The organism is Streptomyces sp. NPDC002265, from assembly GCF_040296125.1.
Taxonomy (GTDB): Bacteria; Actinomycetota; Actinomycetes; order Streptomycetales; family Streptomycetaceae; genus Streptomyces.
The window spans coordinates 1-14,194 of sequence record NZ_JBEOWS010000265.1; the positions used below are offsets into that span (position 1 = coordinate 1).

The window sequence follows — 14,194 nt, forward strand, 5'->3', positions numbered from 1 at the left end:
GGAAGATCTTGGCGATCTTGATGCAGATCTTGTTGGGCCACGGCTTCTCGGTCACCGTCACGGTCACCCGGTCCGCGCTCTCCACCGCCGTCGCCCCTTCGGCATGCCCTTCACGGCGCAGGTCATCCCACGGCGGGCACCCGTTCCCTCGTCGCCGGGACCGGCGGCCGGACCCGGTAGGCCTCCGAGGAGACGTACGCGGTCACCCGCGGCGGCCTGCCCTGCTGATGGGCCAGCGCCAGGTAGGCGACGAGCCCCACGCCGTCCCTGGGATCGCGCGAGGTGACGGCGGACAGGGCCCGCCGCAGCGCGGTGGGCTCCATCCCCCGTCGGCGCAGCACGGTCGTCGCCCGCGACAGGGCGTCCCGGTCGTGACGGACGTAGTCCCGTACCGGGATGTGCAGGGTGAACCCGGTGGGGGTACGGGCCGCCCGGTCGGTGAAGGCATGACAGGTCAGGCCGGGCCGGCCGGCCCGCAGCGGACCGGCGCCGAGCGGAGCGGTGACGTCGGCGTATCCGGAGACGTCCTGGAAGAACTCCCGTACGGCCCGTCCGTCCGGCCCCGGACGCATCCGGGACAGGTCCGCCGCCCGGGCTGCCGTCAGGTGGTCGTGCCGGAGGTAGACCTTCGCCCGGGGCTCGTCCCAGTCCCCCAGGTCCAGGGCGAAGAAGGGGTATCCGTCGGCCTGCGGCAGGACGGCGAACGCCCGCCGGTGGCCGATCCGGCGCAGCGCCTCCCGTACCGTCTCGGCGGCACGGTTCCTCCCGGACGCCGCCGGGTTCAGGTACACCTTCACCTTGGGCACCCCGCCGGGCCGCAGCTCCAGCGCGCACCACAGGGTGAACGGGCCGTGCGGGGACGACGGGAAGAACAGGTCCTCCAGCTCGTCCAGCCGGTCGGTGCCGAAGTTCCAGCGCCGTGCCATCGCGCGGACGGCCAGCAGACCGGCCCGGCCGCCCTCCGCCGGATCCGCGGCGTCCGCGCCCGGTTCCAGCAGGACGCGCAGGGCGGGGGGCGCGCCCGGCAGGAAGGCGAGCGAGAACTCGACGGGGGTGTGGTCGTCCGAGAGGAAACTGGCGGAGGGCGGCGGGAGGCTGAGGGGTCTATCGGCGACGGGCCCCAGCATCTCCAGGAGTATCCGCGCGTAGATCTCCGCGTCGGAGGCACTGAGTCCCGCGACGTCGCACAGCCTTACCAACTGGCCCGCGGTGAAGGCTCCGAGGCTCGGAGCGCCGGAGTTCTTCGGGGGACGGGTCACCGGACCTCCCCGCGAACACGAAGATACCCGCCGACCGGGGCGGGTATCTCGGTGTGGTGCCCGGGGCGGAGCCCCGGTATGAGGGTATGGAGCAACGTGGTGGAGCGGTGAGCGGCGTCAGTGGTTACGTGCGCCACGACACCTCCTTCGACTCGTGACCTGCACGTCATGCCGCGTTGCTCATTACCCCTGTAGTTCAAGCTTCATGCGATCCTGTGAAATGCGTGGATGTCGTATGGATCACCTTGTCAGCCAGGTCAGGAACGAGCTCCACATGCCCGACCGTTCGGGCCTGCGAGCCCTCTCCTCGACGCGTCCCCCGGCCGGCTCGGGTGCCTGCGCGGCGCCGGCCGCGCCCGGCCGGCGCACCGACTGAGCGGGGGTGAAGCGGGCGGGCAGGGCGGCCAGGGCCCGGTGGAAGGGGCCCGGACGCCACGTCAGACTGTCTGCGGGCACGGCGAGTTCGACGTCCGGGAGCTGGTTGAGCAGGTTCTCCACCGCCGACACGGTGATGTGCCGCGCGGGGTCCTTGGACGGGCAGGCGTGCGGGCCCGCGCTCCAGGCCAGATGGGCCCGGTTGCTGCCCGCCTGGCGCGCGGCAGACAGTGCCGGACCGGTGTTGGCCGCGGCGAAGCCGACCAGGATCAGATCACCCGCCCGCACCTGCTGTCCGGCGAACTCCATGTCGGACGCCGGGTAGTGCGGCGCGTAGTTCGACATGGGCGGGTTCTCCCACAGGGTGTCGTCGAGGGCCTCCTCGATCAGACCACCCTTGAACGCGTACCGGTCGTCGGTGAGCACCCGGTGCAGGGTGTTGGCGATGAGGTTGCGCAGGGGTTCGGCGCCCGCGCCCAGGAGCAGGGCCAGCTGGTGGACCATCTCCTCGTCGGTGAGCGCGGCCGGGTGCTTCATCAGCCAGGAGGTGACGTCGTCACCGGGCCTGGCCCGCTTCAGCGCCACCAGTTCGCCCACCGCCTGGAACAGCACACCGACGGCTTTCTCGGCGTTGACGCCGTCGAACATGCCGGAGATGCCGAACAGGACGCGGTCGCCGATGTCCGCGGGGCAGCCGAAGAGCTCGTTGAACACGAACAGCGGCAGCTGCTTGGCGTAGTCGCCGAGCAGGTCGGCCGAACCACGGCCGATGAACTGGGAGATGAGGTAGTCGGAGATCCGCTCGGTGCTCTGGCCCAGCTTGCGCGAGTCGACCCGGGCCATGCTGTCCGTGACCGCCTGGCGCAGCCTCAGGTGCTCGGCGCCGTCGCTGAACATGCAGTTGGGGCGGTACGCCAGGAGGGGCGCGACCGGGCTGTCCGGCGCGATCTTGCCCTCGTTGAAGTCGCGCCAGCGCCGGGCGTCCTTGCGGAACGAGCCGGAGTCCTGGAGCAGTTGCAGCGCCGTCGCGTAGTCCGTGACGAGCGTGGCCTCCACTCCGGGGGCGAGTTCCACGGGGGCGGTCGGGCCGTAGTGGCGCAGGTAGTCGTAGTAGGCCTGCGGATCGGCCGCGAACTCCGGTCCGTGCAGCGGCACCCGGCCGCCGGAGTTGTGTGCCGGGCACCCGGGCGGGGGCACCGGGGAAGGGGACTGGGGGTCCATCTCTGCTCCTAGTGGGCACGTTCCTGCAAGTGGCGGACGAGGGTGATCAGCGCCTGGGCCGAGGACCGCTCGTCGCGCGCGTCGCAGGTGACGACGGGGGTGTCGTCGAGCAGGTCGAGTGCCTCGCGCAGCGCCTGCTCCTCGCGCAGCGGCGAGCCGTCGAAGTGGTTGACGGCGATGGCGTAGTCGAGTCCGTACTGCTCGATCAGATCGATCACGGCGAACGAGTCCGCCAGCCGCTCGGGGTCGACCAGGACCAGCGCGCCCAGGGCACCGCGGGCCATGTCCTCCCACATCTGCACGAAGCGCTGCTGTCCGGGCGTGCCGAACAGGTACAGCACGACCTGGTCGCTGATGGTCAGGCGGCCGAAGTCCATGGCGACCGTCGTGGTGGTCTTGCCGTCCACGCCCTTGAGGTCGTCCACCCCCTCGGCGGCCCGGGTCATCGTCTCCTCGGTGGACAGCGGGGTGATCTCGGAGATCGCCCCGATGAACGTGGTCTTGCCCACCGCGAAGTGGCCGACGACCAGGATCTTCACCGCGGTCTGGGTCGCTCCGCCGCGGACGTAGTCCCGCTCATCCAAACTTGGCCCTGAGCCCATTCAGCACCTCCTCCAGGATCTGCCGGTCGGCGAGAGCGGCCCGCGCCACCGGTGGACGGGTGATGAGATGGCCGCTCTCGGTGAGGGAGGACAGCAGGATCTTCACCACGCCCAGCGGCAGCCGGGTGTGCCCGGCGATCTCCGCGACCGAGAGGTAGCCGGCCCCGCACAGGTCCAGCAGGTTCTGCTCCTCGGGCGACAGCCGGGTGGGGCGCCGCTGGTCGTCGTCGGCCGCCGTGACGAGGGTGATCAGCGACAGCTGCTCCTCGTCGGGCAGCCCGCGGCCCTTGGTGATGACGTACGGACGTACTAACTCCGCTGTCTCCGAGTCCAGTTCGCCGCCGTAGCTCATGAGCGGGCGCCGAGGTTCTCGCGCGGCGGCGTGGTGAGCGCCTTGCCGAGCTGGCCGACGAGCTGCTGCATACGGAAGCTGATGTCCTGCATGTCGACGTCGGGAGACGCGGACACCCCGAGGTAGGCGCCCTCGCCGGCGGAGATCAGGAAGACCCAGCCGCCGTCGAACTCCACCAGCGTCTGCCGCCACTGGAGCGCCTCGCCGTCACAGAAGAAGGCGAGCGACCGGCTGAGCGACTGCACACCGCTCATCGCGGCGGCGACCCGGTCGGCGTTGTCCCGCTCGAAGTCCTTCGTACGGGCCATCAGCAGCCCGTCGGCGGAGATCAGGACGGCGTGCAGGGCCCCGGGAATCTCCAGGGCGCTGTCGAGCATCCATGACAGGTCGTCGTTCACGAGTACTCATGCCCTTCGCTGTCAGCACCACGGGTGCTGCTCGTCTGATCCGCGGGATCCGGCTCGGTCGCCCGGCCCGACTGCGTACCGCGCTGGAAGGCCCCCATGATCGCTGCGGTCTCCGCGCCGGAGCGCGACGGAGCGCGCGTGACGGACGCGCTGCCCGGCACGATGGCCATCGGCCGCTTGCGGCGCCGCTTGGGCAGTCCGTCGGAGGTCGAGGACGCACCCAGCGCGGTCTCGGGTCCGCCCAGGCCCGGCACGGCCTCGGCCGCCGCCTTGGGTGCCGTCTTGGGGGCTGCCGGCGTCTTGCGCTCGGGCATGCCGGTGAGCAGGTCGTGCGGAAGGAGGACCACCGCGCGGACACCGCCGTAGGGGGAGGAGGAGTCCACGGACACCTCGAAGCCGAAGCGCTCGGCCAGCACGCCGATCACGGCGAAGCCGAACTGGGGCGGGTTGCCGAGCCCGGAGACGCCGGTGACGCGGTCGCTGGACAGCAGCCGCTCCGCCTTGGCGCGCTCCTCGTCGTTCATGCCGACACCGGCGTCGTCGACGACGATGCAGATGCCCTTGGGCACGGTCCGGATATTGATTTCGACGACCGTGTCCGGGCTGGAATAGCTGGTCGCGTTGTCGAGGAGTTCGGCGAGCGCGAGCGCCACCGGTTCGACGGCCCGGCTGGTGATGCCGAAATCCACCTGTGACAGAATTTCCACGCGGCGGAAATGCCGGATGCGCCCCTGGGCGCTGCGCACCACGTCGTATACGGAGGCGATGTCGCGCTGCCGCCCGAGCCAGCCCTCGCACAGCACGGCGATGGACTGGGCGCGCCGGCCGAACTGCGAGTTGGTGTGGTCGATTTCGAGCAGATCCTGGAGAATGACCGACTCGCCGTACTTGTTCTGGAGCCGGGAGACCACCAGCTGCTGCTCGGCGGCGAGACCCTGAAGTGTCCGCATCGCGGACTTCAGCACCGTTTTGGTGGCTTCCTCGGCCTGCTCCTGAGCTGCCCGGACGGATTGGGAGTATTGATTCTCCAGTTCGGAGTAATGGGCCCTCAGCCCGTCCATCTCCTGCCGTAAGGCACGCGCTGCCCGACGTTGCCGAACAATCAAGGCAATTGCGACAAGGATGACGACGAGAAGAGCCCAGAGCACTGGGTTCTGTATGTATTCCGTCATAAGACTCTCTTCAGGCGACTGAAGGCCGACTGCTGAAATCCCGTCATTGCGGGCGAGCCGGCGGACCGCCCGCATCGGGGTTTCCGCCCGGACCGTCCCCGAAAGTCGGGGATGCCTTCTTGCGCCCATCCGCCCGACCCGCAAGCGTGGTGATCGTATCACCGTGCGAACACATGAATGACCGTCAATATGTGCGATAGAAGCCCATATTGACGGTCGGTTACATGTCGACTTACCGAGAAACGTCCCCTCTTGGAGTGCCGGGCGGGCTGCGGGCGGCGGCGGACAGCTCAGACCGTCGGGTGCGCGCCCGGCAGCCGGCTGAGCGTGAATCCCCGGTACCCCGCGGCGGCGACCGCGTCGCACTCCTCGCGGTAGGCACCGACCCCGCCGAGATAGGGCATGAACACCCGTGGCTTGCCGGGGATGTTGGCCCCCTGGTACCAGGAGGCGGCCTCCGGGTAGAGGGTGCCCGCCGCCAGCTCGGCGACGTGCCGCACCCAGGCGTCCTGCGCCTCGACGGTGGCGTCGATCTCGGTGAGGCCGTGGTCCCCGAGGTGGCCGATGCAGTCGGTGATCCAGTCCACGTGCTGCTCGATGGAAATCAGCATGTTGCTCAGCACGGACGGGCTGAGCGGGCCGGTGACGGTGAACAGGTTCGGGAAGCCGGCCGTGAGCAGGCCCAGATGGTTGCGCGGGCCGGCCGCCCACACCTCGTTCAGCGCCACACCGTCCCGGCCGCGGATGTCGACGGCCCGCAGCGCGCCGGTCATGGCGTCGAACCCGGTGGCGAGGACGACGACGTCGGCCTCGTACTCCGCGCCGGTGGTGCGCACGCCCCGTTCCGTGAGGCAGACGAGCGGGCTCCGGCGCAGATCCACCAGCCGTACGTGCGGCAGGTTGAAGGTGGCGTAGTAGTCGGTGTCCAGACACGGGCGCTTGGTGCCGAGCGGGAAGCCCGTGGGGCAGAGCGCGGCCGCGGTCTCCGGGTCGTCGACGATCTGCCTGATCTTGGCGCGGACGAACTCCGCCGCGAGATCGTTGGCCTGACGGTTGGTCAGGGTGTCGTTGAAGGAGGCCTGGATGCCGCCCAGAACGCCCGCGTCCCAGGCCGACTGATAGGCCGCCTCGCGCTCGCGCGCCGTCACCTCCAGCGCGCCGCGCTCGGGCAGCGGCCGCGGGATGCCGACCGGGGTGGCGCGCAGCCAGGCGCGGAACTCGGCGTAGTTCGCCTTGCGTTCGGCGCTCTCCCGGCGGCCGAGCGGGCGGTTGCGGGCGGGGAAGCTGAAGTTCGGCGTGCGCTGGAAGACCGTGACCTCGGCGGCCTGTCCGGCGATGACGGGGATGGCCTGGATCCCGGAGGAGCCGGTGCCGATCACCGCGACCCGGCGGCCGGTGAAGTCGACCTCCTCGTGCGGCCACCGGCCGGTGTGCAGGACCGGGCCGCGGTAGTCGTCGAGACCGGGCAGGTCCGGGACGCTGGCGCGGGACAGACAGCCGGTCGCCATGACCACGAAGCGTGCGGTGACCTCCTCGCCGCCGTCGGTGGTCACCGTCCAGGTGTGCGTACGGCTGTCGTAGACCGCGCGGGTCACCGAGGCGCCGAAGGTGATGTGCCGGCGCAGGCCGAAGCGGTCCGCCACGTGCCGGATGTAGCGCAGCAGCTCCGGCTGGCCGGCGTACCGCTCGCTCCACTCCCACTCCTGCTCCAGTTCGGAGGAGAAGGAGTACGAGTAGGCCATCGACTCGATGTCGCAGCGGGCGCCCGGATAGCGGTTCCAGTACCAGGTGCCGCCGACGTCGTCGCCGGCCTCGAAGACGCGTACTCGCGCGCCGCGTTCGCGCAGCCGGTACAGCTGGTACAGCCCGGCCAGGCCCGCTCCCACGACGACGGCGTCGATCACGGCCGGGTGCTCGGTGTCGGACATGGGATCCTCCTCGGTCATGCGTCCGGAAGCAGGACGGCGCGGCCCCGGACGCTGCCGTGGTGCAGCCGCTCGTACACCTTCGGGGCCTCGGTGAGGGGGTAGGTCTCCACCCGTACCCGCACGGCACCCGAACGGCCGAGTTCCAGCACCTCGGCGAGCTCGGACCGGCTCCCCCAGTACGGCACGTGCACGCGTACGCCCAGCGGCAGCCGCCCGAAGCCGACCGGCAGGCTGCCGCCGCCGATGCCGATCAGGCAGATGTCCGCGTCGACCGCCGCCACGGCGCCGGCCAGGGCGACGGAGGCGGGCGTCCCCGCGAAGTCGAGGACCGCCCGCGCCCCCAGTCCGTCGGTCAGCTCCCGCACGGCCCGCTCGGCGCCCGGGCCGGAGCGCAGCACGGTGTGCGCCCCGACCTCGGCGGCCAGTTCCCGTTTCTCCTCGGACACGTCCAGCGCGATCACCCGGCACGCGGTGAGCGCCCGCAGCAGCTGGATCGCGACGTGCCCGAGACCGCCGACGCCGATCACCACCACGGTGGTCCCGGGCGTCAGTCGGGGCAGCAGCGCCTTGATCGCGTGGTACGGCGTCAGGCCGGCGTCGGTGAGGGACACCGCCCGCACCGGGTCGAGCCCGGACAGCGGCACCAGGTGGCGGGCGTCGTCGACGAGCATGTACGCGGCCATGGTGCCCGGTGCCCCCAGGCCCGGCGAGAAGATGCCCCGCGGCGCCGCGTAAGGGCAGTGGTTCTCCCGGCCCTGCGCGCACGGACCGCAGCGGCCGCAGCCCCAGGCGCCGTGCACCGCGACGGCCTCGCCCTCGCTCACCGCGGTGACCCCCGGGCCGGTCCCGGCGACGACCCCGGTGCCCTCGTGGCCCAGGGTGAGCGGCAGCGGGAAGCGCAGCTCGGCGGCCGTTCGCCCCATCACGACCAGGTCCGAGTGGCAGACCCCGGCGGCGGTCATCGCGAGCAGGACCTGGCCGGGTCCCGGCTCGGGCACCGGCACGTCGACCACCTCGGGGCCGCCCGAGACGGTGCGGAACTGGACGGCTCTCATCGTCGGCTCCTAGCGGGTCGGGACGTGCCGGTCGAGTGCGCGGGCGATGTCGCCGAGGGCGAGCCCGAAGGCGTCGAACACCTCGGGCGCCCAGAAGAAGCCGTGGATGAGGCCGTCATGGCGGACGGTCTCGGCCTCGCCGCCGGCCGCGCGCAGCCTGCGGGCGTACTCCTCGCCCTCGTCGCGCAGCGGGTCGTACTCCGCGGTGAGGACCAGGGCGGGGGGCAGGCCGCCCAGGTCGTCGGCGTACAGGGGCGCGGCGTAGGGATGGGGGGCGGCCGCCGCGCCGGGCGCGTAGTGCTCCCAGTAGAGGAGCATCATGTCCCGGGTGAGCAGGCAGTTCTCCCCGTGTTCCCGGTACGAGGGCGAGGGGGAGCCGGCCGCGGGCGCGGTGACCGGGTAGATCAGTACCTGGGCGCCGATCCGCGGGCCGCCGCGGTCGCGGGCCATCAGGCACACCGCGGCGGCGAGGTTGCCGCCCGCGCTGTCACCCGCCACCGCCAGCCGGCCCGGGTCGGCCCCCCACCCGGCGGCCCGCGCGCACACCCCGCGCAGCGCGGTGTGGCAGTCCTCCACCGGGCCGGGGAACTGGGTCTCCGGCGCCAGCCGGTAGCCCACGCTGACCACGACGGCGCCGGTGGCGTTGGCCAGCCTGCGCAGCGGGCGGTCCACCACCTCCAGGCCGCCGGTGATCCAGCCGCCGCCGTGGAAGTACACCAGCAGCGGCCGCGGACCGCGGGCCGTGCGGGGCCGGTGGACGCGTACCGGCAGCTGCCCGGCCGGGCCGGGCACGAAGGTGTCGGTCACCGGGCCGACCGGTTCCGGCTCGCCCTGCAAGGAGATCCAGTCGGCCGTCGCGGCGCGGGCCACGGTCAGCGGCACCTCGGTCACGGCGGGCCGCCGCTGCGCCGCGAAGCGGGACAGCAGCGCCCGCGCCTGCGGGTGTAGGGGCATGGTTCGTCCTCGGCTCTCCTCGGCTGGGCCCGGCGTGCAGGGAAGGTAGCGGCGGCCGGTCGGGGCCGGCTCGAACGGCCGCGGAATCCCGGTCGAGCGCACGGCGGATGACGATCTCACCGTCCAGCAGTGAACGGCTCACTTCTTTGGATGTTCACGTAGCACGCAGAATCAGCAGCGCCGTCGAGCGACTACAACCGGAAGGAAGTACCACTCGTGGAAACACAGTTGATGGAAAAGATCCGGGAAGCGCAGAAGCTCTATTACGCCGTTCCCGCCGCCGAGCGGAGAACCTTCGGCGAACCCCTGGACGAAGAGTGTCCCCACACCGTCGTGAAGTATTCGGTGTGCTGGGTTTCGCCCGAACACCACGACGGTGCGGTACTCGTCGGGAGTTCAATTAACTGATGGACGGTCGTGGGGGGAACGACGTGCAGTCACCGGTCCGCGCGGACCGCACCCTGGTCGAATTCCGGCCACATCTCAGCGCGTTGGTAGTGCCGGGCGAGGCGACGTATCTGATCTCCCGCAAGGGGGTGACCGCGCTGGCCGGCCGCCGGGCGGAGGTGCTCGCCCCGCTGCTGGACGGCAGCCGCACGGTGTCCCGGGTGCTGAGCGCCGCGCGGCTGCGGCTCAGCCGTGAGGAGTGCGACGCGGCGCTGTGCGAGCTGGCGGAGGCCGGACTGCTCCGGTTCCGTGCGCTCGGCTCGGGTGACTCCGTCGTTCCCGCCGCCCCCGCCGACCGGTACGCGGAGGCGTACTGGGAGCTGGCCGGGACCGACAGCGAGCAGGCGGTCCCCCGGCTGGCCGGATCCACGCTGCTGGTCGGGGCCGTCGGCGGGGCCTCGGCCGCCCCGCTCGCCGAGGCCTGCCGCGGCCTGGGCGTGCGGGTGGTGACCGAGGGCGCCGCCGACCTGGCGCTGGTGGCCTGCGAGGACTATCTCGCGCCCGAACTGGGCGTGCTGGACCGGGAGCTGCGGGAGCGGGGCGTGCCGTGGCTGCCGGTGAAACTGTGCGGCGTCGAGCCCTGGGTCGGGCCGGTGTTCCAGCATCACGACGGGCCCTGCTGGGCCTGTCTGGCGCCCCGGCTGCAGGGCCACCGGCGCTCCGAGTGGCCGCTCCAGCAGCGCCTCGGCCTGGACCGGCCGCCGTGCCGGCCCGTCGCGGCCCTGCCGGCCGGGCTGCACCTCGCCGCCAACCTGGCTTCCCTGGAGGCCGCCAAGTGGCTGGCGGGCGCCCGGCATCCCGGCCAGGCGGCCGTCTTCACCTTCGACACCACCGACCTCGGCGCCCGGATCCACCCCGTGACGCGGCGGCCGCAGTGTCCCGTGTGCGGCGACCCCGGCCTGGTCGCCGCGCAGGTGCGGCGGCCGTTCAGGCCGGTCGCGCGGCCGAAGACCGAGTGGGCGGCGGGCGGCCACCGCCCGCACACACCCGAGCAGTTCCGGGAGCGCTACGGGCATCTCGTCGACGACGTGACGGGGATCGTGAAGAACATCCGGCGGGCCGCGGGAGCACCCGGCTTCACCGAGTCCTACGTCTCGGGACCCAACCTCGCCTTCGGGCCCCGCACGCTCGCCGCCCTGCGCACGGGGCTGCGTACCCTCAGCGGCGGCAAGGGCGTCAGTCCCGCCGAGGCGTGGGCAGGGGCGCTCGGCGAGGCGGTCGAGCGGTACAGCGCCACGCGGCACGGGGACGAGCCGGTCGTCGTGGACAGCTACCGAGGCCTGGGGTCCGAGGCCGTGCACCCCAACTCCTGCCAGCTGTACCACGAGCGGCAGCTGCGCGAGCGCGACCGCTGGAACGCGGACGCCTCCCCCTTCCGGTACGTGCCGCCGCCCTTCGACGAGCACCGCCCCACGGAGTGGACTCCCCTGTGGTCGCTGACCGGGAACAGACACCGGCTGCTGCCCACCTCGCTGCTGTACTTCCCCGGCCAGCAGGAGCCCGACGGGAGCGGTCTGGTCGCCGACTCCAACGGCACCGCGGCCGGCGGCACCCGGGAGGACGCGCTGGTCCAGGGGTTCCTGGAGCTGGTGGAGCGGGACGCGGTGGCCCTGTGGTGGTACAACCGCACCCGGCAGCCCGCGGTCGACCTCGCCGCCTTCGACGCCCCCTACCTCGACCGGCTGACAGCCGCCTACCGGGAGATCGGCCGGGAGATCTGGGCGCTGGACCTCACCTCGGACCTCGGGATCCCCGTGGTGGCGGCCCTCTCCCGGCGCACGGACAAGCCCGGGGAGGACATCGTCTTCGGCTTCGGCGCCCACTTCGACCCCCGGATCGCGCTGCGCCGGGCGGTCACCGAGATGGGCCAGATGCTCCCGGCCGTGGCCGGCGCCCGCCCGGACGGGTCCGGATACCTGCTGCACGAACCTGCGCTGCTGGACTGGTGGCAGCAGGTGACCGCGGCCGGCCGGTCCTGGCTGCGGGCCGACCGGGGCCGGCGCCCGCGCGTCCCCGCGCACTGGAACCACACCCCCCGCCGGGACCTGCGCGACGACATCGACGCCATCGTCGAACTGGTGCGCGGCCACGGGATGGAACTGCTGGTGCTCGACCTGACCCGGCCCGACATCGGCCTGCCGGTGGTGCGCGTCGTGGTCCCGGGGCTGCGCCCGTTCTGGGCCCGGCTGGCGCCCGGCAGGCTCTACGACGTCCCGGTCGCGCTGGGGCGGCTGCCCCGTAGCACGCGGTACGAGGACCTCAACCCGGTCCCGCTCTTTGTCTGAAAAACGTGCACGGCGGTCTGTTAATTGCGGACGCCTCGTGGAAGCTCGGCACCAGCGCCTTACCATCTCCGGGAAGGACAAACTGAGGAACGTTGGTGAGGAAAGGGCAAGACCGCCGTGCAGGAGTCGACGCCCGACATCTACGTGTCGCCCGCCCCCCGCCTAGCCCGGGGGGTTCTGATCGCGACCCTCGGCTGCTTCCTGGTCATCATGCTGCTGAACGCGGTCGACTCCAGGTCCGGGGCGATCGAGCTCGCCCTGGCCGTGTGCACGCTCGTACTGAGTTTCGTGTTACAGCTCAGCCACTCCGCCCCGGGCTCCAGAAACAGACCGGTGCGGCACAGAATTCTGACGCTCGGCACCCAGGCCGTGCTCGCCTACGCGCCGATGGCGATCTTCCAGGCGCAGTGGGGGGCGATGGCCGGCTTCCTGGCCGGCTCCATTCTCCTGATGAGCCCCTCACGGCTGGCCTGGCCGCTCTACACCGCGACCGGGATCAGCATCCTGGTGATCGCCCTGCTGCAGGGGCGCCCCATCACGGAGTCGATCTATCTGGGCCAGTCGACGCTGCTCACCGGACTGGTGGTGTACGGACTGTCCCGCCTGGTGGAGCTGGTGCGCGAACTGCACGAGGCCCGGGGCGAGATAGCCCGCATCGCCGTCGTGAACGAGCGTCTGCGCTTCTCCCGCGACCTGCACGACCTGCTGGGGTACAGCCTGTCCTCGATCACGCTCAAGAGCGAGCTGATCTTCCGGCTGGTACCCGTCCATCCCGAGCGGGCGATGGAGGAGCTCAAGGACGTACTGGCCACATCCCGCCAGTCGCTGGCCGACGTCCGCCGGGTGTCGAGCGGCCTGCGCGCCATGTCCCTGGCGCACGAGGTGACCACAGCAAAATCCTTGCTGACGGCGGCGGATGTGAAGACGATGGTGGTGACGGACTTCAACTCGCCGGTCCAGGAGGTGGACACGGTACTCGCCGCGGTGCTGCGAGAGGCGGTCACCAATCTGCTGCGACACAGCAAAGCGCGCAATTGCACGGTCGAAGTCAGCGAGAAAGACGGCATGTTGCTGCTCACCATCGAGAACGACGGCGTCGTCCCGGCTTATCAGGACGCGTCGCAGCACAGCGGCAACGGTCTGGGAAATCTGACTCAGCGCCTGATTTCGGTGCACGGAAGACTCACCGCCGGGGTGACCCCCGGCAGAACGTTCCGGGTACAGGCCGCGGTTCCCGTGCAGACGAACCGTACGGCCGACTCTTGATATCTCACACTGGGGTTTTCTCAACCTACGGGGGGTTGCGTGATCCGGATTCTGCTGGCCGAAGACATGCACATGGTGCGGGGCGCCCTGGTCGCCCTGCTGAGCCTGCAGCACGACTTCAAGGTGGTCGCCGAGATCGAGCGCGGTGACGAAGTGCTCCCCACCGCGCTGCTGACCGCGCCGGACGTCGCCATCATCGACCTCGACCTGCCCGGCATGGACGGCCTCACCGCGGCCACCCGACTGCACGAGCGCATCCCCTCGTGCAAGACCCTGATCCTCACCAGCCTGGGTCAGCCCGGGACGCTGCGCCGGGCCCTGGCCAGCCAGGTGAACGGCTATCTGCTCAAGGACGCGCCGCCGGACCATCTGGCGCACGCGGTACGGAAGGTGGCGGCCGGCCAGCGGGTGATCGACCCCGAGCTGGCGCTGGCCGCGTGGGACGGCGCCGAGAGCCCGCTCACCAGCCGGGAGACCGAGGTGCTGAAGCTCACGGCCGAGGGCGCGGAGGCGGGGGAGATCGCCGCCTCCCTCCATCTGTCCACCGGTACCGTCCGCAACTACCTGACCGCCATCGTCAGCAAGCTCAACGCCCGCAACCGGGTGGACGCGGTGCGCATCGCCCGGGACTCGGGCTGGCTCGTCACCTGACCGTCCCGGTGCCGTGGACCGCGGGCCCGTGGGTACGCCCCGGGCCACGCGGATCCGCCGAGCCGAACAGGCCGGGCCCGACCACCGGGCCCGGCCTGTTCCGTCTGTTCCGTCTGTTCCGTCTGTTCCGTCCGTTCGGTCCGTCCGGCGTGTTCGGCGTGTTCGGCATATTCGGCCGGAGCCCTCGGCCCGTGTCCCCGGTGCCGGTGCCGGTGCCGGC

The 14,194-nt window shown here is 71.5% G+C and carries 13 protein-coding genes; 4 read left to right on the forward strand and 9 right to left on the reverse strand.

What is annotated here, in order from left to right; genetic code table 11:
- Positions 1-122 precede the first annotated feature (122 nt).
- The 9 genes from ABT085_RS33615 to lipP1 all read right to left on the reverse strand — a co-directional run bounded on the left by ABT085_RS33615 (position 123) and on the right by lipP1 (position 9,325).
- Complete coding sequence (locus ABT085_RS33615; protein ID WP_351616629.1) at positions 123-1,259, reverse strand: tryptophan dimethylallyltransferase family protein; 1,137 nt, start codon at positions 1,257-1,259, stop codon at positions 123-125.
- A gap of 240 nt (positions 1,260-1,499) precedes the next feature.
- Positions 1,500-2,855: a cytochrome P450 gene (locus ABT085_RS33620; protein WP_351616633.1), complete on the reverse strand. Its 1,356-nt coding sequence runs from the start codon at positions 2,853-2,855 to the stop codon at positions 1,500-1,502.
- A gap of 8 nt (positions 2,856-2,863) precedes the next feature.
- Positions 2,864-3,457 carry a GTP-binding protein gene (locus tag ABT085_RS33625; protein ID WP_351616636.1) on the reverse strand — a complete coding sequence of 198 codons (594 nt, stop codon included), beginning with the start codon at positions 3,455-3,457 and terminating at the stop codon, positions 2,864-2,866.
- Positions 3,432-3,809, reverse strand: coding sequence for a DUF742 domain-containing protein (locus tag ABT085_RS33630; protein WP_351616638.1), 378 nt, complete (start codon positions 3,807-3,809; stop codon positions 3,432-3,434). The genes ABT085_RS33625 and ABT085_RS33630 overlap by 26 nt, the downstream gene beginning before the upstream one ends.
- The gene (locus tag ABT085_RS33635) at positions 3,806-4,207 is read right to left on the reverse strand and encodes a roadblock/LC7 domain-containing protein (protein ID WP_351616640.1); all 402 of its coding nucleotides are present in this window, start codon (positions 4,205-4,207) and stop codon (positions 3,806-3,808) included. The genes ABT085_RS33630 and ABT085_RS33635 overlap by 4 nt, the downstream gene beginning before the upstream one ends.
- Positions 4,204-5,388: an ATP-binding protein gene (locus ABT085_RS33640; RefSeq protein ID WP_351616661.1), complete on the reverse strand. Its 1,185-nt coding sequence runs from the start codon at positions 5,386-5,388 to the stop codon at positions 4,204-4,206. Before ABT085_RS33640 ends, ABT085_RS33635 begins: the two co-directional genes overlap by 4 nt.
- A gap of 290 nt (positions 5,389-5,678) precedes the next feature.
- A complete protein-coding gene (locus tag ABT085_RS33645; RefSeq protein ID WP_351616643.1) occupies positions 5,679-7,316 on the reverse strand; it encodes a flavin-containing monooxygenase in 1,638 nt (545 codons plus the stop codon).
- Positions 7,317-7,330: 14 nt separating this feature from the next.
- Positions 7,331-8,371, reverse strand: coding sequence for an NAD(P)-dependent alcohol dehydrogenase (locus tag ABT085_RS33650; RefSeq protein WP_351616645.1), 1,041 nt, complete (start codon positions 8,369-8,371; stop codon positions 7,331-7,333).
- A 9-nt stretch (positions 8,372-8,380) separates the two neighbouring features.
- Positions 8,381-9,325 (reverse strand): LipP1 family hormone-sensitive lipase, encoded by a 945-nt coding sequence (gene lipP1 / locus ABT085_RS33655; RefSeq protein ID WP_351616648.1) that lies wholly within the window; start codon positions 9,323-9,325, stop codon positions 8,381-8,383.
- Between the two features lie 216 nt (positions 9,326-9,541).
- Here lipP1 and ABT085_RS33660 point away from each other — a divergent pair, with 216 nt between their 5' ends.
- The 4 genes from ABT085_RS33660 (at position 9,542) to ABT085_RS33675 (ending at position 13,974) form a co-directional block, all read left to right on the forward strand.
- Positions 9,542-9,733 carry a hypothetical protein gene (locus ABT085_RS33660; RefSeq protein WP_351616651.1) on the forward strand — a complete coding sequence of 64 codons (192 nt, stop codon included), beginning with the start codon at positions 9,542-9,544 and terminating at the stop codon, positions 9,731-9,733.
- Positions 9,733-12,057 carry a TOMM precursor leader peptide-binding protein gene (locus tag ABT085_RS33665; protein ID WP_351616653.1) on the forward strand — a complete coding sequence of 775 codons (2,325 nt, stop codon included), beginning with the start codon at positions 9,733-9,735 and terminating at the stop codon, positions 12,055-12,057. Before ABT085_RS33660 ends, ABT085_RS33665 begins: the two co-directional genes overlap by 1 nt.
- Before the next feature lie 117 nt (positions 12,058-12,174).
- Positions 12,175-13,323 carry a sensor histidine kinase gene (locus ABT085_RS33670; RefSeq protein WP_351616655.1) on the forward strand — a complete coding sequence of 383 codons (1,149 nt, stop codon included), beginning with the start codon at positions 12,175-12,177 and terminating at the stop codon, positions 13,321-13,323.
- 39 nt (positions 13,324-13,362) lie between these two features.
- Positions 13,363-13,974, forward strand: a complete 612-nt coding sequence (locus ABT085_RS33675) for a response regulator transcription factor (RefSeq protein ID WP_351616658.1) — start codon at positions 13,363-13,365, stop codon at positions 13,972-13,974.
- Positions 13,975-14,194 lie beyond the last annotated feature (220 nt).